The sequence below is a fragment of the Myxococcus sp. CA039A genome, assembly GCF_013336645.1.
Classification (GTDB): domain Bacteria; phylum Myxococcota; class Myxococcia; order Myxococcales; family Myxococcaceae; genus Myxococcus; species Myxococcus llanfairpwllgwyngyllgogerychwyrndrobwllllantysiliogogogochensis.
The window spans coordinates 1-20,822 of the sequence record NZ_JABUMQ010000082.1; the positions used below are offsets into that span (position 1 = coordinate 1).

The following is a 20,822-nucleotide window of genomic DNA, read 5'->3' on the forward strand; positions in this document are numbered from 1 at the left end:
GCCCCCTCCCCTACCCCCGCCGCGAAGGCCGCTCCCGCGAAGGCCAAGGGCTCCGCGCTCACTCCGGTGACGAGCGTGGAGGGCATCACCGAGTACCGCCTCGCCAATGGCATGCGCGTGCTCCTCTTCCCCGACCCGACCAAGCCCAACGTCACCGTGAACGTGACGTACTTCGTGGGCAGCAAGCACGAGGGCTATGGCGAGACGGGCATGGCCCACCTGCTCGAGCACCTGATGTTCAAGGGCACGCCCACCACCAAGAACGTGCCCCAGGCGCTCACCGAGCGGGGCGCTCGCCCCAACGGCACGACGTGGCTGGACCGCACCAACTACTTCGAGACGCTGCCCGCCTCGGACGAGAACCTGCGCTGGGCGCTGTCCTTCGAAGCCGACCGCATGGTCAACAGCTTCATCGCCAAGAAGGACCTCGACAGCGAGATGACCGTCGTCCGCAACGAGTTCGAGTCCGGCGAGAACGACCCGGGCAGCATCCTCCAGGAGCGCGTCCTCAGCGCCGCGTACATCTGGCACAGCTACGGCAAGTCGACCATCGGCGCACGCTCCGATTTGGAGAACGTGCCCATCGACCGGCTCCAGGCCTTCTACCGGAAGTACTACCGCCCGGATAACGCGCTGCTGGTGGTGGCCGGCCGCTTCGACGAGGCGAAGACGCTGGGCTTCATCCAGTCCTCCTTCGGCAAGCTGAAGAAGCCCGCCGCGCCCCTGCCCGTCACGTACACTGCCGAGCCCACCCAGGACGGTGAGCGCGAGGTGACGCTGCGCCGCGTGGGCGACAACACCCTGCTCGCCAGCGTGTATCACGTGCCCGAGGGCGCCCACCCCGACTTCGCGGCCATCGACGTGCTGACGCTCGCGCTGGGCGACCACCCGTCGGGTCGTCTCTACAAGGCCCTGGTGGAGACGAAGAAGGCGTCGAACGTGTCCGCGTACAACTACCAGTTCCGCGACCCGGGCATCATCGGGTTCAGCGCGGACATGCGCGAGGACCAGCCCCTGGCCGCCGCGCGCGAGGCGCTGCTGAAGACGGTGGAGGACTCGGCGCGCACGCCCTTCACCGAGGAGGAGGTCTCCCGCGCGAAGACGACGCTCCTGAAGATGATGGAGCTGACGCTGAACAACTCCGAGCGCGCCGCCATCGGCCTGTCCGAGTGGGCCGCCACCGGCGACTGGCGCTTGATGTTCCTGCACCGCGACCGCATCGAGGCGGTGAAGCCCGTGGACGTCACGCGCGTGGCGGCCACCTACCTCAAGGCCTCCAACCGCACGCTGGGCGCGTTCATCCCCACGGCGAAGCCGGAGCGCTCGGAGCTGCCGCCGCCGGTGGAGATGGCGAAGATGATGGACGGCTACAAGGGCCGCGCCGCGGTGGCGCAGGGCGAGGCGTTCGACCCCTCCCCCGCCAACATCGAGGCGCGCGTGCAGCGCGGCGAGCTGCCGGGCGGCATGAAGTACGCGGTGCTGTCCAAGAAGACGCGCGGTGAGATGGTGAACGCGTCCCTGTCCTTCCACTGGGGCACGGAGGCGGCGCTGCGCGGGAAGGCCGACGCGGCGTCGTACGCGGGCCGCATGCTGATGCGCGGCACCAAGAAGCACACGCGGCAGCAAATCCAGGACGAGTTCGACAAGCTGAAGGCGCGCGTTGGCGTGGACGGGGGCCTTGCCGGAGCGTCGGTGTCCATCGAGTGCCCGCGCGCGAGCCTGCCCAAGGTGCTGGCGCTGGTGGCCGAGATTCTTCGCGAGCCCTCCTTCGACGAGAAGGAGTTCACCCTGCTCAAGCAGTCGCGGCTGGCGGACCTGGAGTCGCAGCGCAGCGAGCCGGAGACGCAGGGCAGCATCGCCTTCTGGCGGACGCTGTCGAGCCACTACACGAAGGGCCACCCCTACTACGTGCCCACGCTCGACGAGCGCATCGCCGGCGCGAAGGACACCACGCTGGAGCAGGCCCGCGCCTTCCACAAGGCGTTCTACGGCGGCGCCAACGCGGAGCTGGCCGTGGTGGGTGACTTCGACCCGAAGGAACTCGTGGCCGAGACTGGCAAGCTGTTCGGCGACTGGAAGAGCCCGGCGCCCTACGCGCGCGTACCGGAGGTCTTCAACGACGTGGGCCCCAAGGCCGTGGCCCTGGAGACGCCGGACAAGGCGAACGCGTACTTCTACGCGGGGCAGACGCTCAAGCTGCGCGAGGACGACAAGGACTGGCCGGCGCTGATGCTCGGCAACTTCGTGCTCGGCGGCGGCTTCCTCAACTCGCGGCTGGCCACGCGCATCCGCCAGAAGGATGGCCTGTCCTACGGCGTCGCGAGCAACATCGACCCGGGCGATTTGGACGCGGTGGGCACGTTCATCACCTACGCCATCTACGCGCCGGAGAACGCGAGCCGGCTCGAAACGGCGATGCGCGAGGAAGTGACGAACGTCTTGCAGAAGGACTACTCGGCGGAGGAGCTGGAGAAGGCTCGCGCGGGTCTGCTGGAGTACCGGCAGGCGGCTCGGGCGCAGGACGGCAACCTGGCGCGCAAGCTCGCCGGCTACCTGTACCTGGGCCGCACCCTCACCTTCGACGCGGGCGTGGAACAGCAGCTCTCCAAGCTCAAGCCGACGGACGTGCGCCAGGCTATGTCGCGACACCTGGACTGGACGAAGGTCACCCAGGTGAAGGCGGGTGACTTCGCCACCGCGGAGAAGAAGGCGAAGGCCCCCGTACCGGCTCAGGCCGCGCCGTAACGCGGTGACTGCTCACCCTTCACGGGGTTGAGCGCTCAGCCCCGAGGTGCCCGCGTGGCGCCTCGGGGCTTTTTCATGCCCGCGCGCGGGGGCGTGCGCGACGTGGGAGCGGACCTCTCCAACGCCTTACTTCGAGGCGCGTTTCTTCTCTTCCTGGATGACGTCGTTGCACAGGCCGACGCATTCGTCGCAGATGAAGACGTTCGGGCCCGCGATGAGATGTCTCACCTCGTACTGGTACTTCTCGCAGAACGAGCATTGGAGGTTGGCGCCAACCCGGTAGTCCCGAGAGGTGTCGGTGATTCTGCCGAGCCACAGGGAACTCCAGTGTGCCAGTGCGCTCTCCAAGTCTTCGGGCAAGACCTGGTCGCCCCGCCATTCGCGGACCGTGGTCATTTCCACGCAGGCCGAGCTCCTGTCCGCCGCCACATTCAGGGCCCAGGTGTCGGGCTTGCGTTGACCGTTTTCGTAGAGGCCCAGATGCACCACCAGGCCGTCTGGACCGAGTTCCGCGTAGAGCCCCTCCTTCCGGTCGAATGAGACGCCTTCCGGCAACCACGCGCGGTCGAGCCTTTCCTTCTTGTCCATGAGGTGGCACCTCTTCCCGCGAGGCGGATGGAGGAGAAGACCCACGTCGGTGCGGGGACCCGATGGTCCACACGAGAAGATAGCCTTTTCATGAGAGGCTTTCTCTCGGGAGGCACCCGCGGACGACAGGCTCGAAGTCACATTTCACACATCACGTTTCGCCAACACGTGACGCCCCGGTCATCGTGGGCTCCGTGCTCGCGGCTCGCGAGCGCGCCCGGTGGCCCAGGAAGCCAGACAGCCACGCCAGCACGGCCGCCGCCAACACCACGCCGCCCATCGGCTTCGCGGTGTTGTCATTGAGCACGCTCACCGCCCAGGACGCGGAGGCCGCGGCGGTGAACTGGAGCGCGCCCAGCACCGCGGATGCGAGCCCCGCATGCGCGGCGTGTCGCTCCAGCGCGATGGCCGCGGAGTTGGGTCCCACCAATCCCAGCGTCGGCACGAACAGGAACAGCGCGGCGGCAATCACCCAGAAGCCCCCTACCCCACTCCACGTGACTGCCATCACCCCCGCCGCCGTCACCACATACAGCGTCAATGCCAGACGCAGCAGCCGGTGCAACGGGATGTGGCGCAGCAGCTTGCGATTGAGCTGCGCCAGCGCCACCAGCCCCACCGCGTTCGCACCGAAGAACCAGCCGAAGTCCTGCTCCTTCACGCCGTGCAGCGTGATGAACACGAACGGCGCGCCCGCGATGTACGCGAACATCCCCGCGTACGCGAAGCCACCCGCGAGCGCCGGGCCGACGAAGTCCGCGTCCCGCAGCAGCTCCCCCAAGCGCGCGCGCATGCTCTTCGTCTTCGAGTGCTCGGGCGCGGTCTCCGGCAACACCCTCCATGTGGCGACCAGCGCCACCGCGCCGATGCCCGCGAGCAACACGAAGATGACCCGCCAGCTCATGTGCTGGAGCACGAAGCCGCCCAGCAACGGCGCGAGCACGGGCGCCACGCCCACCACGAGCATCAAGCGCGACATCGTCCGCGCCGCGTCCGCGCCGGACCACAGGTCCCGCACCACCGCGCGCGGCGCCACCAACGCCACTGCTCCGCCCAGCGCCTGGAAGAATCGCATCGCCACCAGCGCCGTCGCAGTGGGCGCGAGCGCACAGCCGAGCGAGCCCAGCACATACACCGCCAGCCCCGCGTACAACGGCCGCGTCCGTCCGAACCGGTCAATGAGTGGCCCGGTGAAGAGCTGTCCCAACGCCAGCCCCGCGAAGCACGACGCGAGCGTGAGCTGGATGACGGACTGGGTCGACTGCAAGTCCGTCGCGATGCGTGGCAGCGCGGGCAGGTACATGTCGATGGACAGCGGCGCGAACGCGGTGAGCGCTCCCAGCAGCAGCTCCAGCGACAAGGTGCCCGACGGGGGCGACTTCTTCGTGAGGGTGTTCATGCCATCCCAGGCGTGAGGCGCGCACCGCCGCGCGCGCGAGTTCGTTCAGGGCTCTGGATGCCGAGCAGGCGACCTCTCGGCGGGCCGCTCGCGAGCAACGCGGTGGCGACTCCCTGGGAGGTTCTCCGGAGCTTCATCATCGTCGACGCTGGATTAGCGGCGCGGACCCTGGCTGACCAGCGACACGAGGTTCCACGCAGTGTTCCACGCACGGAACAATCCCCACGCCTGTCCCCGGCGGGCGTCACAAGTCCTGCCTCCGCGCGTCTTCAGGATGAAGCAGCCGCATGCGGGGGAGGGGAGTGGCCGGGTCCCACCTCCACGCCAACTCACCCTCGGAGGGGCCGGCCGGGCGAAGGCCGGCATGTCAGACCCTCCGGTTATTCCTTTCCCCGTCGCGCACACGGGGGTGCAGGACCCTTCGGAGTCTCGAGCTCGAGTTTACCGTCGCGCCCTCACCGCCACGGTCCCAGGTCCGCCCTCCGTGTGTGCGACACCATGAAGACGAAGCACGCGAGGAGGCAGGGGCCATCTCTCGCGCGCAGGGGGATGGGGCGCCGCGCTCGGGAAGCGCGGGCCCCATAAGGTACCGGCGACGCCTTCGGGCTCGCCCGACATTCTTGAATCGCCATCCACGCCGGAGGGCAAGCCCGTCGCACGGGACTTGTCCTTCCGGAGGATGGCCGGTGCGCGCGAGGCAGGCAGCTCCTCAACCCCTCCCACTGCCCGCCTCGCGCGCTCCCGTAAACCTTCCCTTTGCTTGCCAAGGGGGCGCACCGGAGACATAGGGGACCTCACAGGTCGCGGCGCGCGGAGCGAGGGTGCTCGGTGCCATGACGGAGCGGGCGCCACGTCAGGTCCCGAAACCCTCCGGCGACCCTCGTGAGCAATGGGACTCCGGTACGACGTCATCGTGGTGGGCCTGGGCCATGCGGGCTGTGAGGCGGCGCTGGCCTGCGCGCGCCTGGGCCTGGCCACGCTGGGAATCACGCTCAAGCGCGAGCGCTCCGCGGTGATGAGCTGCAACCCCGCCGTGGGTGGCACCGCCAAGGGACACCTGGTGCGGGAGCTGGACGCGCTCGGGGGACAGATGGGGCGCGTGGCGGACCTCGCCGGCACGCACTTCAAGACGCTCAACGCCTCCAAGGGCCCCGCCGTCCAGGCGACTCGCGTGTTGTGCGACCGCGAGCAGTACTCCGCCCTGATGCAGTCGGTCCTCTTCAACGAGCCGAACCTCACCGTGCGCGAGGGCGAGGTCTCCACGCTGGTGGTCGAGGAGGGGAGGGTGACGGGCGTGCTGCTCGGCGACGGCACGCAGGTGTCCGCGTCGGCGGTGCTGCTCACGACGGGCACCTTCCTCCAGGCGCTGATGCACGTGGGCGAGAAGAAGGAAGTCGGCGGACGGCTGGGCGACGACGCGGCGCGAGGCCTGTCCGATTCGCTTCGCGCGCTCGGCTTCACGCTGGGCCGCTTCAAGACGGGTACTCCGGCGCGGCTCGCGCGCGCGAGCATCGACTGGGACGCGGTGCAGCCGCAGCACGGCGACTTCCCGCCGCGTCCGCTCTCCTGGCGCACGCGCGCGGAGTCGGCTTCGGGAGTGCCGTTTCCGCGTCAGCCCTCGGTGACGTGCGGCATCACGGCCACCACGCTCCAGACGCACCGCGTGCTGCGCGACAACCTGCACCGCTCGCCGCTGTACCAGGGGGAGATTGTCGGCCGGGGGCCGCGCTACTGCCCGTCGCTGGAGGACAAGGTCGTGCGCTTCGCGGAGCGCGAGCGGCACCAGGTGTTCCTGGAGCCCGAGGGCCCGGACTCGCCGCTGGTGTACCCGGCGGGCCTGTCCACCAGCCTGCCCGCGGACGTGCAGCTCGACTTCCTGCGCACCATCCCCGGACTGGAGCGGGTGGAGGTCATCCGCTACGGCTACGCGGTGGAGTACGACTACGCGCCGCCCACGCAGCTCAAGCCCACGCTGGAGACGAAGGCCGTCGCGGGCCTGTTCTTCGCGGGCCAGCTCAACGGCACCTCGGGCTACGAGGAGGCCGCCTTCCAGGGCCTGTGGGCCGGGCTCAACGCGGGCCTCATGGTGAAGGGCGAGCCGCCGCTGCTGCTCGGCCGCGACGAAGCCCATGGCGCGGTGCTGGTGGATGACCTGGTGACCAAGGGCGTGGACGAGCCGTTCCGCATGTTCACCAGCCGCTCCGAGCACCGGCTCCGGCTGCGCGAGGGCAACGCGGACCTGCGGCTGGCGCGTCACGGGCACCGGGTGGGGCTGTTGCCGCGCGAGGCGTTGGAGCGGGCGGAGGCGCGGCAGCGCGCGGTGACGGACGAAGTGACGCGGCTCAAGCGCACGGGCCTGGCGGCGCGGCTGAAGCGGCCCGAAGTCACGTACGGGCAGTTGGGGGAGGGGAGGGTGGACTGGCCCGTGGTGGCGGAGGACGTGGCCGAGGAGGTGGAGGTGGAGGTGAAGTACGAGGGCTACATCGCCCAGGCGGCGCGAGCGGCGGCGCGCGAGTCGGAGGCGACGGACCGGTGGCGGATTCCGGAAGGCTTTCGCTTCACGGAGGTGCGGGGGCTGAGCAAGGAGGCGGCGGAGAAGCTCGGCGCGCACCGGCCTTCGACGGTGGGACAGGCGCGGAGGATTCCAGGCCTGACGCCCACGGCGGTGTCGCTGCTCCTGGTCGCGCTCAAGCGCGTCTCGGGCCCCTCGGGCGGCGGCGAAACACCCCTGGAGTGATCAGAACAGGGGGTGTGGACAACGTGTGGACAACTTTGGGGATAGAAATCCCCTGAATGATTCCGGAGGGTTATGCCCCTCCGCGCTGTGGAGGTGCTGTGGATAACACGAGGTTCGTAGATCTGCTGGCATCCGGCTGCCAGGCGCTGGGCGTGTCGGTGGGGGAGGACGTGGGCCCCCGGTTGCAGCGGCTGATGGCGGAGCTGCTGAAGTGGAACGCGAAGGTGAATCTCACGGCGATTACGGCGCCGGAGGAGGTGCTGGAGAAGCACTTCCTGGACTCGCTCGCGGTGCTGCCGGAGGTGACGGGCGCGGCGTCGTTGTTGGATTTGGGCGCGGGTGCGGGCTTCCCGGGACTGCCGTTGAAGATTGCGTTGCCAGCGCTCGGCGTGACGCTGGTGGACACGGTGGGCAAGAAGGTCGCGTTCATCAAGGCCGCGTCGGCGAGCCTCGGGTTGCAGGGCGTGCGCGGGTTGCACGCGCGCGCCGAGGGACAGCCGGAGACGGAAGGGATTCCGCGCGCGGAGTTGTTGATTGCGCGCGCGTTCATGGACCTGCCGGACTGGCTGGCGTTGGCGCCGGCGTATGTGGAGCCGGGCGGGCGCGTGGTGGCGATGCTCGGCAAGTCGCAGACGGACGCGGAGCTGGCGTCGCGCGCCGCGGAGCGACACCTGCGAGTGGTCTCCGCGAGGGCGTACCGGCTGCCGTTCTCCGGCGCAGAGCGTCAGGTCGCGGTGTTCGCGAAGGAGTAGGGCAGGGGAGGGCGGGCCCGCGCGTGCACGGTGGAGGTGCGCGCGTGGCGCCATGCGGACAACTGCTATCCAGTGTCAGTTGTGGACGTGGCGTGGGAGTGAGGGGGCAGGCATGCGAGGAGGGGCCGCGTTAGCTTCAAAGCGGAGGTGCCTCGCATGCAGCCGATTCCGACGGACCGACCGGTGGTCTGGGGTGACGACGAGCCCCATGAGTCTGAAGTCGCGGTGGCCCGAGCGTCCCGCGCCGACTTCGAGCAACGCTGGGGACCTCCGCACTTCCGAGACGTGGAAGGTGATGGACTCGGACCCACTGACTACTGGGGTTGGCGCGCGGACTGCGGCTTCCAGTTCTTCGTCTTCTATCTGCAGGTCACGGACGATTTCCATGTCATGACCTCGGAAGAAGAGCTGAGCCATGCGCTCGCGCATCTCGACTGGTGGCGCGATGAAGTGGTGTGGCGGGCCAACCCTGGAGCGCCGCCGCTGACGGATGGCTGGGCGGTGTACCGGCAGGACGACACGGGTCATCGACATGATGTCTGCGTGATGACGAGCCGAGGACATGCGGAGTGCCTGGCGCGTCGCATGGAGGCTCGGGCGCACAAACAGTGGTACTCCGTGGAGCAGCGTGGAACACCGCCCGTGAGGCAGTCCCGTCCGCGTCAGGGTTGGGCCGTGATTCGGCAGGATGAGCACGGCAATCGGGCGGAGGTGGCCGTGTTTCGGACCGAGCGGCGCGCGCGGGAGCTGGCCGCCGCGTACGACTCCGAGCCTCGGCACAAACAGGCGTACTTCGTGGAGCCCGTGTCTCCTCCGAATCCGTGAGGTGTCGGCCCACGGCGCTGACGCGTTGGCCTTCTGCCATTGCCTTGCCGTGTGCGGACACGCGCGCCGGAGATGGCGCGATGCTTCCGCGACTTCATCGTGCACCGCGCACTGCTCGTCATTGAGTGCGCACGCGTCACGACCGTGAGACGCGCGAACCTTCACCGGGTTCGTTCGTGGTGAGGACGGACCTGGGATGGAGATGTGCAAGCTGCGAGTCGCTCGACCGACGCGGAGCCTGGCGACAGTGGTGCGGTTCTATCGAGAAGGGCTTGGCTTCGAGCTCGTGGGAGGCTTCGAGGACCATGCGGGCTTCGACGGGGTGATGCTCGGCCAGGTGGGGACGCCGTACCACTTGGAGTTCACGGTGGAACGCGGACACGAGGCGCCTCGCGCTCCTTCGCCGGACCATCTGCTGGTTCTCTATGTGTCGCGGCGCGAGGAGTGGGACGCGCGGGTGCGGCGCATGGTGCAAGCGGGCTTCCACCCGGTGCGCTCGCACAACCCTTACTGGGACGTGTACGGGAAGACCTTCGAGGACCCCGATGGATATCGCGTCGTGCTCTACCAGGGAGAGTGGACGCGCTGAGCTTGTGTCGAGGCGCGATGTCTCTCGAACCCTGGGTTTGCGTTGGGCGTTACCCCAGGTCGCGCAGGAGCGCGTCGCGGTCCGTGATGAGCTTCTTCGAATTGAGGTGTTTGCGAATCACGCGCTCCGCCTCCGCGCGGACCGTTGAGTCACTGAGTCGAGCGAGCCACTGCGTGCGCAGTGCTTCGAGTTGTTGTCGCTGGGGCAGGGGTGTCGATGCGAACCATTGCTCCAGTTCGAGGATGATGTCGGGACGGGGTGGTCGAACCGGAGGCTCCGCGACGAAGTCCGAGGGCTTCGGCGTGTATCGAAGCGAGGCCAGTTCGTCGGAGAGCGGACCCCATGATTCGGCGAGTCCGCGCAGCCCGTGTCGGACCACGTCGAGCGGTACTTCCTGTCGCGGGTCGGAGAGAAGGCCCCAGTCGACGAGTCGTTGCCGCAAGGCCTCGCGTCCGTGGACCTCGTCATGGACTTCTTCGCCCAGGTGGGCGGTGCCCCAGACGTTGAATTGATGGTTGTGGGAGAAGATGGCGCTCTCGACATGGGCATCGCCGAAGACGCAGGTGCCCAGGGGTTCGTCTTCGCCGAACAGGCGGCGGACTCGAAGGTCCCCGAGGATGACGAGGTACTCGGAGGTGTAGACGGTGTGCGCGATGAGGTTGCCGCGCACGAAGACGAGTCCGCCTGGGTTTTCGAGCCAGCCATCGACGACCAGGTCGCCGTCGATGAACGTCGAGCCTCGGGTGTTCTCCAGCCTGAGTGATGAGACGCGCCCGCCTGTGAACAGCCCGGCGCCGCTGAAGAAGCCGTCGGAGAGGACGAGGGCGTCCACGTCCATGCCGTTGCCGGCGCTTCGTTGCTTGAAGGCCGCGTAGGGACGGAGCACCTCGGCGGCTTCCTCGGGAGACAACCAGCGTTGAAGCGGGAGCACGGAGTGAGCCTTGGAAGTGGAGGTGTTGGCGTGTCGCCGCGGACGATGCCCGCGATGGGTCGTGTGTCTCGCGGAGTATCGCAAGGGTTCGAGCGCTGCGGTTGCCAGCTCAGGATGTGACCAGGCACTCGCGCGGATACTGGCTCGGGGCAGGGGAGGGGAGTGCGAGCGGACGGTTCCTTCAGTCGAGGAACACGCCTGCCTGGTCTGGCGTGAAGCTGAGTGCGAGAGCACACGCTCGATGGGACGGTCACTCGACCAGCGAGAGGTCCAGGGGTGGACTTGTCTGCTCGCGAGGCGAGAGGTGAGCGAGCTTTGGACCACGGCGCGAACTCTGTTGCACGCGGCTGTGCTGCCACTCATCGCGCGGGAGTCTTTCGGCGCGTGTGGCATCGGGGCGACTGCTCTCGAAGCGGACGCGTGACGCCAGGACTGTTCGCGAGTGACTCCGTTCGAGCCCATGGCGTACTCAGGCGAGGTGCCGCGGATGGAGTCGCGTCACGAGGTTGGAGGAGGAGCATTCCTGCGTGCTCAGCCCTGCACGGTTGTCATGACTTGATGCGAGCGTCCAAGCAGGTGCCCGCAGGCCCTGTTGCGCGGGTTCTGAGCCCGCGGCTACTGCTCGTTCCACGTGGAACAGGGTGAGTCGGGTCCAAGTCAGCGCGGGCTCCGACCGTGAGGACGGAGGCGTCATCGTGAAGCGATGGCTTCGAACGGACCTCGCGTGAGTTTGCCGCTCGTGGCTGAAGTTCCTGCAGCCCGTGGTGATGCAGGCCAGCCCTTCGAACCACACGTCGGTGAGCTCCATCGTTCGTGACGCGTGGACATGAGGGCCGTTCGACGTGTGTATCCCTGGAGGTTCGTGCCCACGGTTCGGACGCCATGCGCACCGGCGCAGGTGATGGGCCGTACGCAGACTCTTTTCGGTGGGGCCTCCGGATTCTTCGCGAACCCCAGACCCACTTGAGCCGAATCGGTGAGGGCAGGTTGGTGGTGGTCTGGTTGTGAAGCGCGAACCTCTGCACGGCGAGGTGTCGCGTGTGATGGCGGCGGGGTGCTTGCGTCGCGGCAGTGGGACCGACCCTTCGCGGCGACTGCTGGCTCTGACAGGACGGGCGCGACAAGGGAACTCGCACGGCAGTGAGGATGCGAGCGAGCCAGGTGGGGGCGCATCGGGTGTCCGTACGGGTGAGGGTTCTTCGAGGTGCTCGTTCGTGGACCTTCGAGACGGGGCGCGGATGGGAGAGGGGAGGGGATGCCGTCCGTCACTTCTGCCCTGCACCACATGGCGCGAACTCTGGAGTCAGCGAGTGCTCTCGGCTGTCGGACCGTTCTCCGGAGTTGCTGCCCCGTGAGGGATGCCGAGCACAGGGTCCTGCTGGTGGCGTGAAGTGAAGACCCACGCGACTGGCCCGTGCTGAGCCTGCTTCAACGAGAAGGGGAGCGCGGTGAGGTTCCATGTGGAACCCGAAGCGAGGAGTCGACTCGCGCCGCTTTCGCTGCAACGGCGTGCAGCGGACGGCGTGATTCGAGTGAAGGGAAGAGGCTGCCTGGTGGGTGGGGGAGGGGGCGCCAGTTGTTGGCGGAGTGCGGAGCCGCCTGCACCGTCACCCCGAGAAGCCGTGTCTCGGTGGTGCCCGACCATGAGGACGCGTGAGAGGTCTCGTTCAGCCGCGCACCCCGGGAACGGAGACGAGTCCATGCGGTGAGGGAGACCCTGGCTTTCTTGAGAGGTCGCGCACCCGTGGTGCCCCGTTCATCGGTGCGCGACGTCATGCGGTCCCGCTCGGGTTGCTTCTCGCTGGCGAGGTCGCTCACCCATCGAGGCTTCGTGGTGCGGGTCCCCGTGGTTCACGGCTTGGGTGCCGCGGTCGTCCTCTTTCTGGTGAGGACGCCGAGAAGTCCCTTCAGGGTTTCGGTGGCTATCGACTCGCGTGAAGTCCGAACCATCACGCCTTGCCGCGCGTCAGGTTCCACGTGGAACGGCGAAGAGGGATGGGCGCCGCGTGCTGGCTGCACCTGGTTGAAGGGGCCGCTTCTGGAGGTCGTGCATGCCGACGCGGTGAAGCCGCTGCCAGCGTTGCCGCGCACCGTGTTCCATCGTGGAAGGTGGCGGGAGCCAGGGCGAGTTCTCTTGGTGGGGCTTCACCTGGTTGATGGCGGTGCTTCTCGATGGTGCGCCGAATCACGTGAGGCGGGCCTCAGTCAGCCAGCGGTTGCCATGCGCCGTGCTCCACCCGGGAAGGTGGCGGGGGGCAGGGCGAGTTCTCTTGGTGGCTTCACCCGGTTGAAGTCGTGGCTTCTCGATGCCGCGCGCCGAATCACGTGAGGCAGGGCTCGGCCAGCCAGCGGTTTCCACGCGCCGCGCCCCATGTGGAGCGGTGACGGGGTCGAGGGTGAGTCCTCTGGGTTTCTTCACCCGGTTGAAGCAGCCGCTTCGCGAAGGCGTGCGCACCGGCTTGTGTGAGGCCTCGGTCAGCCAGCGTTGCCACGCGCCGCGTTCCACGTGGAACGGTGGCGGGGCCTTGGGTGAGGTTCTCGTTGAGTCCGCGCCCGGTTGGAGCAGGTGCTTCGCGATGCCGGGCACGGCGACGCGCGTGGTGCCTCCACCAACCGGCGATGCCGCGTTCCACGTGGAACGGTGGAGGGGCCTTGGGTGAGTTCGTCCTCAGCAGCTCAAGGAGTCGCTTCGCGATGCCGTGCCGGCGGATTCGCCTGAAGTCTTCGCCAACCAGCGAGCCGTGCTTCACGTGGAACGATGAAGGGAACCAGGGTGGGGGCACGGGTCCTGAACTGGTTGGGGCAGTCGCTTCGCGATGCCGTGCACGGCGACTCGTGCGAAGCCCCCGCCAACCAGCGATGCCGTGTTCCACGTGGAACGGTGACGGGGCCTTGGGTGAGTTCCTCGTTGAGGCCGCGCCCGGTTGGAGCAAGTGCTTGGCGATGCGGGCACGGCGACGCGCGTGGTGCCTCCACCAACCGGCATGCCGTGTTCCACGTGGAACGGTGGAGGGGCCGGCGTGAGGTCGTCGTCCTCATCAACTCAAGGAGTCGCTTCGCGATGCCGTGCCGGCGGATTCGCCTGAAGTCTCCGCCAACCAGCGAGTCGTGCTTCATGTGGAACGATGAAGGGAACCAGGGTGGGGGCACGGGTCCTGAACTGGTTGGGGCAGTCGCTTCGCGATGCCGTGCACGGCGACTCGTGCGAAGCCCCCGCCAACCAGCGATGCCGTGTTCCACGTGGAACGGTGACGGGGCCTTGGGTGAGTTCCTCGTTGAGGCCGCGCCTGGTTGAAGCAGAGGCTTCGTGATGCCGTGCACGGCGACTCGTGCGAAGCCCCGCCAATCAGCGATGCCGTGTTCCACGTGGAACCCTGATGAGGTCCGGGATGAGGGCCTCGTTGAGGTCGCGCCCGGTTGAAGGAGGTGCTTCGCGATGCCATGCGCGGCGACTTGCGTGATGCCTCCACCAACCGGCGATGCCGTGTTCCACGTGGAACGAAGAAGAGGTCCAGATGGCCATCGCGTGCTGGCCTCACCTGGTTGAAGAGACCGCCGCGAAGCTTCTTCACGGTGTTGGTGCTGGCGAACTCGCATGAAGCCGCTGCCATCCCGCGATGCCGTGCGCCGTGTTCCACGTGGAACGAAGAAGGGGTCCGGATGAGCGCCGCGTTGGCTTCCTCGCCTTGCTGATGAAGTGGCTGAGAAGCCGTCTCGTGGTGGCGACGCCTGATGGTTCGTGTGCGGTGTTCCACGTGGAACCGATGCGAGCATGAGCACCGCTCCACGTGCCCGGGCATCGGCATCGATGCGCGGAGGAGGTGCGCCGCGATGCTCGGTCTGGCGACGCATGTGCCGCCTTCGCGCGCAGGTGTTCTGGTGAGCATCCGTGTTCCACGTGGAACGCATCACGCGCTTCACCACCTCTTCAACGAGATGCCGCGGCTGGTGGTGAGGGCCTCACGTGAGGCCTCCATCACCACGTGTTGCCGCGAAACGAGCTGATGGCGAACCCTCTTCCTGATGCGCGACGTGTGCCGTGTTCCACGTGGAACGCGGTGGTGCGTGGACTGTGTGGACCGTCCAGTTGCTGGTGCCGTGCGGCCCATGCACGCGCGTTCGTGTTCCACGTGGAACGCGAAGAGACAGCGCTCGCGATGCGTCGATGCCTTCGCCGAGAAAGGGTCGTGAGCGAGTTCTCGATGATGTCCGCATGTCGCCATGCGTGAGGTCATGCGAGGTCGATGCGGCGCGAATCGTGTTCCACGTGGAACACGAAAGCGGTCCGCGCGAGCGGTCGAAACCCGTGCTCACGCGATGCCGTGTTCCACGTGGAACGAGGTGACGCCTGAACTGGTCTCAAGGAGGCGTGCCGGTAGCGGAGCCTCATGCTCCCGTGTTCCACGTGGAACGCAGAAGCCGTTCGCGAGGTGGTTCGCGCCGCGCGCCGTTCACCTCATCAACGTGGTGTTGGACCTTGGCCTAGCGAGGCTCAGCGGTGCCGTCCTGCATGACGCTGTCGCGAGCGGTTCGTGTTCCACGTGGAACGCAGAAGCCGTTCACGTGGTGGCGAGCTACGTGCCGTTCACCTCATCAACGTGGTGTTGGGCTTTGGCCGGTGATGCGCAACGGCGCTGACCTGCGTGGCGCTGTCGCGAGCAGTTGAGGCGACGCGGTCGTGTTCCACGTGGAACGTGGAAGCCGTTCACGTGGTGGCGCGCGCTACGTGCCGTTCACCTCATCGACGTGGTGTTGGGCCTTTGCCCGGAGAGGCTCAGCGGTCCCGTTCTGCATGACGCTGTGCGAGCGGTTCGTGTTCCGCGTGGAACGCAGAAGCCGTTCACGTGGTGGCGAGCTACGTGCCGTTCACCTCATCAACGTGGTGTTGGGCTTTGGCCGGTGATGCGCAACGGCGCTGACCTGCGTGATGCTGTCGCGAGTGGTTGATGCGATGCGAGCCGTGTTCCACGTGGACCGGTGATGGGTGCCGAGCAGTGGTGGAACGCTGGTGCCGCGTTCCATGTGGAACGCGAAAGAAGCCAGGGTGGTGACGGGTGCTCGGCCTCATCGACGTGGTGTTGAAGACCGATGAGAAGGTGTTCACACGCTGCGGTTCCGCGATGGTCTGAAGGACCTCGTGCCTTGTTCCACATGGAACGCGGTCACGAGTCGGAAGGGCGGACTTCATCCGCGAAGACAACGTGCCCCTCGCTTCGAGCCGATGTTGCGGACAGGCAGATGCCTGGTGCCGGCGCGTCGCGCGCGAGTTCCGATGTCGCCGTGGCCTTTGAGGCTGTTCCACGTGGAACGCGCGCGCCGATGTGGTGCGCGGGTGTTCGTCCGAAGCGCGCTTCAGCACGTGTCGTGTCCCACGCGGGAACGAGTGTCGTGTTCGATGGGTGCGGACAACGGGCATCGTGTGAACACGGTGAGCCACTTGGGCCCGCGTTGCCGCCGCCGTGTTCCATGTGGAACGCCGTGGTGGTGATGCGTGCTGAGGCGGCGACGAACGCGTGCCGCCTTCCACGCGGAACAGGTGAAGTGACCGCGCTGAGTCCTGGGGGTGGAGATGAGGACTCGCGAGGCCGGGTGCCGACCCAGGCTCCACGTGGTTCGCGTGTCGGGTCCGTCCCCGGTTGTGGCGATGCCGTTTGCTCATGCTTGCTGGCTTCAGCGTGAAGCGAGCTGCGTGGTGGACGGTGGTCGCGCGCTGGAGGCCGGATAACGCTTCGATGACTTCACGGCATCGAGTGAGGGTCGCGGCGCGCATCAGATGGAACGAAGCAGAACCTCACGCTGAATCGATCGATGCGGAAGATGTCTGGCGCGAGTTGGCGAGTTCGATGCCGCGCGCGCCGTGGCCCGCGTGAAACGGAGGTGCGGTCCGCGGCCCCGTGTCCAGATGGTGCCGAACGGGCAGCTGTGTTTCGGCAAGCACCGCCGGCCGCGCGCATCGCCGCATGTGGAGTGGCGATGGAGGGAGCTGGTTCATGCCAGCGTGGTGCTCGCGGCACGGATGGCGTGTCGAACTGGCCGTTGAGCCAGTAGGGCAGTTCAGGCGGCGCCGCTGAAAGCTCTCGGATGGCGGGGCTCATCGCTGAACGAGGCTGCACCTCGCTTCATGTCGAATGGTCGATGGAGGTCGCGAGCCGGTTCGCGCCGCGTCAGTTGGAACCAGCGAAGAGTGTTCGCGCGATGCCCCACGTCGAACGGGTGCTGGCGGTAGCGAACTCGTTCATGTGGAGGCTTTCGATGATGCGGCAGCGATGGGCGCCGGACCGGATGGTGGTCGCGCCACTCCTCATGTCGAACGGGTGCTGGAGGTAGTGAACTCGTTCATGTGGAGGCTTCCGATGATGAGTCAGCGATGGGCGCTGGACCGGATGGTGGTCGCGCCACTACTCACGTCGAACGGCTGTCGGGAGTCGTGAGCGCGCTCATGTGGAGGCTTCCGATGATGAGTCAGCGATGGGCGCCGCACCGGCCAGTGGCCGAACTGCACCTCGCGTCGAACGGGTGCTGGGAGTGGTGAACGCGCTCACGTGGAGGCTTCCGATGCTGAGTCAGCGATGGGCGCCGGACTGGATGGTGGTCGAACCACACCTCACGTCGACCGGCGGCTGGCGGTAGCGAACTCGTTCCTGCGGAGGCTCGTTGATGAGGCGCGAGGGTTGCCACATGGGGCTGTGGCCAAACCGCACCTCGCGTTGGCTGGGTGATGGAGTGGGCGAACCGGCTCGCGCGGTGGCTCTCGATGAGGAGACCTCGACGGGCGACGCATTGGAGGGCGTGCCGTGCCTCACGCCGGATGAGCGGGGGAGGTGGCGAACCGGTTCATGCGGAGGCTCTTGGTGGTGACGCATCGGACGGGGTCGTGCAGCGCTTCACACCGGATGGGTGATGGAGGTGGCGAAGTGGCGCATGCGGAGGTCTCGATGATGACGCCTCAATGAACTGAACGGTGGTCGACCCACGTCTCAGGTCGAACGCGCGATGGAGGTGCCGAGCTCGCTCATGCGCAGGCTCTCGCCGATGAGCATTGAGGAGCGCTGCATCGGACGGTGGTCGACCCATGCCTCAAGTCCAACGAGCGATGGATGGAGATGGCGGACCTGCCCGTGCGAGGGCGCTCGATGATGACGCATCGGACGGTGGCCGAACCGCACCTCATGACGAACAGGCATGAGCAGTGACGGCCCGGTTCATATTGGTGCTTCCGACAATGCATCGGGTTGCCGCACGGTGCCGTGTTGAACGGACAAGCGCCGTGGTGAGCCGACTCACGCGAGGGCGACCAACAACGCAGCGATGAACAGCCGTCACCTCCGATGACCCCGAGGCGACTTCATGTTGAACGGACGAGCGCCATGGTGGTCCGGCTCATGCGAAGGCGACCAACAGCGCAGCGATGAACAGCTGCCACCGCGGAAGACAAGTCGAAGCGCACTTCATGTCGAACGAGTCACGGGCGAAGAGGTGGCTCACGCGAGGGCTCGTGACAGCGCATGGAGGGTGCGCGCCATCGGAGGGCAACTGCAGTGCGCTTCATGGCGGACATGCGATGAAGGTTGCGAGCCGGTACGAACCGGCACTTCCGATGCTGCCTGGGTGGGCTTCATCGTCCGGCGAGATTGCCCAGCGCTTCCACGTCACCCAACCCATTTGAACGGTGCACGGAGGTCGCGAGTCGAGCAGGCCCGTTCCATATGGAACGCGTGAGCGGACGGACTTGAGCGGTGACACCGACCCCCGTCACCCGCGTGCCCCCTTATAAGGAGGGCATCCGAGCAGTCTCCCCACACCGCCCGAATCCAGGATGCGAACGCCCGGTCGGCCGGGTTCTGGACGTAGGAAACCGTGCTCCAAGTCTCCGGAATCAGGCCTTCCGGCTTGCTTGGAAGCCCTCGAAAAGAGTCGTCACGCTGGGAGCGCCGTGAATTTGATCCAACACCGAATCGCGTGCTAGCAGCGGATCAGCGTGCAGTCGTGCACCGCATCACGCACGGCGCCCGGCTCTCGCCGGGCAAGAGAGAGGATGGGGCTCGTGGGTCGAATCATCTGCATCTCCAATCAGAAGGGTGGCGTGGGTAAGACGACCACCGCCATCAACCTCGCCGCGAGCCTCGCCTCCGCCGAGCGCCGCACGCTCCTGGTTGACATGGACCCGCAGGGCAACGCCGGCAGCGGCCTGGGCCTCAAGCAGGACAAGCTCCACGGCACCATCTACGACGCGCTCCTCAATGGTCGCCCCATGAAGGAGCTCTTCCACCCGACCGAGCTGCGCTACCTCCAGGTCGTCCCCGCCACGCCCGACCTCACCGGCGCCGAAGTCGAACTCGTCAACCTGGAGAACCGCGAGTTCCGCCTCCGCGACGCCCTGCGCCCCCTGGCCTCCGAGTTCGACTACATCATCATCGACTGCCCGCCCTCGCTCGGCCTGCTCACCCTCAACGCCCTGTCCGCCGCGGACTCCGTCCTCATCCCGCTGCAGTGCGAGTACTACGCGCTCGAGGGCCTCTCCCAGCTCACGCACACCATCGACCTGGTGAAGCAGGGCCTCAACCCCGACCTGAAGATGGAGGGCATCCTCCTCACCATGTTCGACGCTCGCGCCAACATCGCCCACCAGGTCGTGGACGAGGTGCGCGGCTACTTCAAGGAACAGGTCTTCCAGGTCGTCGTCCCGCGCAACGTGCGCCTGTCCGAGTGCCCGTCCTTCGGCAAGCCCATCATCCTCTATGACATCAAGTCCAAGGGCTGCGAGAGCTACCTCGCCCTCGGCCGCGAACTGATGAAGCGCGACACTCCCAAGACGCCCCGCCGGCGGGTCGCCTGAAGCCCCCCGCGAGCCTTTGCGTCGCCCATGCCCGTCGTGAGTCTCCTCGCGGCGCTGGAGTCCTGACTTGGTGAAAGCAGACACGCAGAAGCGCGCCCTCGGTCGTGGGCTCTCCGCACTCATCCCCCAGGCCGCTCCCGGCAAGGCCGCCGAACAGGCCGCCCTCAAGGCTGGCGTCCTCAAGCTCCCGATTGAGGCCATCCACCGGGACAAGGACCAGCCCCGGCGCTACTTCGACGAGGAGAAGCTCAAGGAGCTCACCGAGTCCATCAAGACGCAGGGCATCCTCCAGCCCATCCTCGTGCGCAAGGACGGGGACGGCGGCTACAAGCTCATCGCCGGCGAGCGCCGGTGGCGCGCCTCCCAGGCCGCGGGCCTCAAGGAAGTGCCCGCCATCATCAAGGACGTCACCGAGGTCCAGGCCTTCGAGCTGGCCCTCGTGGAGAACCTCCAGCGCGCGGACCTCAACCCCATTGAAGAGGCGGAGGGCTACAAGCGCCTGACGGACGAGTTCCGCCTCACGCAGGAGCAGGTCAGCCAGCGCGTGGGCAAGGAGCGCTCCACGGTGGCCAACGCGCTGCGCCTGCTCGCGCTGCCCGCGGACGTGAAGCTGATGGTGGCGGACGGCTCGTTGAGCATGGGACACGCGCGCGCCCTCCTGGGCGTCCCCCGCCTGCCCGAGCTGCAAAACCTGGCCAAGCAAGTGGCCGACAAGAAGCTGTCCGTGCGTGACACGGAGCGGCTGGTCCAGCAGAGTCGCACCCACGGCAAGAAGGATGCGGGCAAGACGCCGCCGAAACAGAGCCCGCAGGTGAAGTCCTTGGTGGAAGAGCTCCAACGTCGTTTGGGGACGAAGGTCCGGTTGACCGAACGAAGCCCCGGAAAGGGCACCATCGAGGTGGACTTCTTCTCCTACGATGACCTGGACCGGCTGTTGAAGCTGCTCAGGAAGGAGTAGCGCGTGGCGCTCCTTGGCGGGAAGAAAGACGAAGCACCCAGCAAGCCCCTGTTCAAGCGGGAGGAGGAATCCGTGTCGCAGCGCTCTGGTGAGGTTCATACGCTTCTGGGCAAGGGAAGCGAGTTCGAGGGGAAGCTTACCTTCGAGGGGCAGGTCCGCATCGACGGCAAGTTCCAGGGGCAGATCATCACCAAGGACGTGCTCGTCATTGGGGATGGCGCCAAGGTCAATGCCGAAATCCAGGCCGGCACCGTCATCATCAACGGTCAGGTCGAAGGCAACGTGAAGGCCACCCAGATCATCGAGCTCAAGACTCCGGGCCGCGTGAAGGGGAACCTAGAGACGCCGTCGCTGTCCATGGACCGTGGCGTCGTCTTCGAGGGCACGCTGAAGATGGAGAACCTGGGTGGCAACGCCGCCTCGGCGCGTCCTCCTCCTCCTGGCGGCGAGTCGAAGAAGTAA

The 20,822-nt window shown here is 67.1% G+C and carries 11 protein-coding genes and 1 pseudogene; 9 read left to right on the forward strand and 3 right to left on the reverse strand.

Annotated features, from left to right (window positions below):
- Window positions 1-2,745: pitrilysin family protein (locus HR086_RS15815; protein ID WP_217441824.1), on the forward strand; the 2,745-nt coding region annotated here is incomplete at its 5' end.
- 135 nt (window positions 2,746-2,880) lie between these two features.
- On the opposite strand, the pseudogene HR086_RS15820 reads toward HR086_RS15815, so the two are convergent.
- Together HR086_RS15820 and HR086_RS15825 are read right to left on the reverse strand one after the other, a co-directional pair.
- A pseudogene (locus HR086_RS15820) lies at window positions 2,881-3,048 on the reverse strand (ClpX C4-type zinc finger protein); the annotation flags it as partial.
- A gap of 436 nt (window positions 3,049-3,484) precedes the next feature.
- A complete protein-coding gene (locus HR086_RS15825) occupies window positions 3,485-4,732 on the reverse strand; it encodes a multidrug effflux MFS transporter (protein WP_174466031.1) in 1,248 nt (415 codons plus the stop codon).
- An 889-nt stretch (window positions 4,733-5,621) separates the two neighbouring features.
- Between HR086_RS15825 and mnmG the strand changes: the two genes are divergently transcribed.
- The 4 genes from mnmG to HR086_RS15845 all read left to right on the forward strand — a co-directional run bounded on the left by mnmG (window position 5,622) and on the right by HR086_RS15845 (window position 9,635).
- Window positions 5,622-7,469 carry a tRNA uridine-5-carboxymethylaminomethyl(34) synthesis enzyme MnmG gene (mnmG, locus tag HR086_RS15830; protein WP_174456115.1) on the forward strand — a complete coding sequence of 616 codons (1,848 nt, stop codon included), beginning with the start codon at window positions 5,622-5,624 and terminating at the stop codon, window positions 7,467-7,469.
- A 98-nt stretch (window positions 7,470-7,567) separates the two neighbouring features.
- On the forward strand, window positions 7,568-8,221 hold the full coding sequence (gene rsmG, locus HR086_RS15835) for a 16S rRNA (guanine(527)-N(7))-methyltransferase RsmG (RefSeq protein WP_174456116.1): 654 nt from the start codon (window positions 7,568-7,570) through the stop codon (window positions 8,219-8,221).
- Window positions 8,222-8,377: 156 nt separating this feature from the next.
- Window positions 8,378-9,046: a hypothetical protein gene (locus tag HR086_RS15840; RefSeq protein WP_174466032.1), complete on the forward strand. Its 669-nt coding sequence runs from the start codon at window positions 8,378-8,380 to the stop codon at window positions 9,044-9,046.
- 196 nt (window positions 9,047-9,242) lie between these two features.
- On the forward strand, window positions 9,243-9,635 hold the full coding sequence (locus HR086_RS15845; protein WP_141642454.1) for a VOC family protein: 393 nt from the start codon (window positions 9,243-9,245) through the stop codon (window positions 9,633-9,635).
- Window positions 9,636-9,684: 49 nt separating this feature from the next.
- Here HR086_RS15845 and HR086_RS15850 read toward each other — a convergent pair whose 3' ends face one another.
- The gene (locus HR086_RS15850) at window positions 9,685-10,566 is read right to left on the reverse strand and encodes a hypothetical protein (RefSeq protein WP_174466033.1); all 882 of its coding nucleotides are present in this window, start codon (window positions 10,564-10,566) and stop codon (window positions 9,685-9,687) included.
- Window positions 10,567-17,627: 7,061 nt separating this feature from the next.
- Here HR086_RS15850 and HR086_RS49215 point away from each other — a divergent pair.
- The 4 genes from HR086_RS49215 (at window position 17,628) to bacM (ending at window position 20,822) form a co-directional block, all read left to right on the forward strand.
- Complete coding sequence (locus HR086_RS49215; RefSeq protein ID WP_256433640.1) at window positions 17,628-17,759, forward strand: hypothetical protein; 132 nt, start codon at window positions 17,628-17,630, stop codon at window positions 17,757-17,759.
- A gap of 851 nt (window positions 17,760-18,610) precedes the next feature.
- A complete protein-coding gene (locus HR086_RS15855; RefSeq protein ID WP_141642456.1) occupies window positions 18,611-19,402 on the forward strand; it encodes a ParA family protein in 792 nt (263 codons plus the stop codon).
- A gap of 67 nt (window positions 19,403-19,469) precedes the next feature.
- Window positions 19,470-20,360 (forward strand): ParB/RepB/Spo0J family partition protein, encoded by an 891-nt coding sequence (locus HR086_RS15860; protein WP_141642457.1) that lies wholly within the window; start codon window positions 19,470-19,472, stop codon window positions 20,358-20,360.
- A gap of 3 nt (window positions 20,361-20,363) precedes the next feature.
- On the forward strand, window positions 20,364-20,822 hold the full coding sequence (bacM, locus tag HR086_RS15865) for a bactofilin BacM (RefSeq protein ID WP_141642458.1): 459 nt from the start codon (window positions 20,364-20,366) through the stop codon (window positions 20,820-20,822).

Coding starts and splice junctions, on each gene's coding strand:
- HR086_RS15825 (WP_174466031.1), bottom strand. CDS start 4,732: ATGAACACCCTCACGAAGAAGTCGCCCCCGTCGGGCACCTTGTCGCTG.
- mnmG (WP_174456115.1), top strand. CDS start 5,622: ATGGGACTCCGGTACGACGTCATCGTGGTGGGCCTGGGCCATGCGGGC.
- HR086_RS15840 (WP_174466032.1), top strand. CDS start 8,378: ATGCAGCCGATTCCGACGGACCGACCGGTGGTCTGGGGTGACGACGAG.
- HR086_RS15845 (WP_141642454.1), top strand. CDS start 9,243: ATGGAGATGTGCAAGCTGCGAGTCGCTCGACCGACGCGGAGCCTGGCG.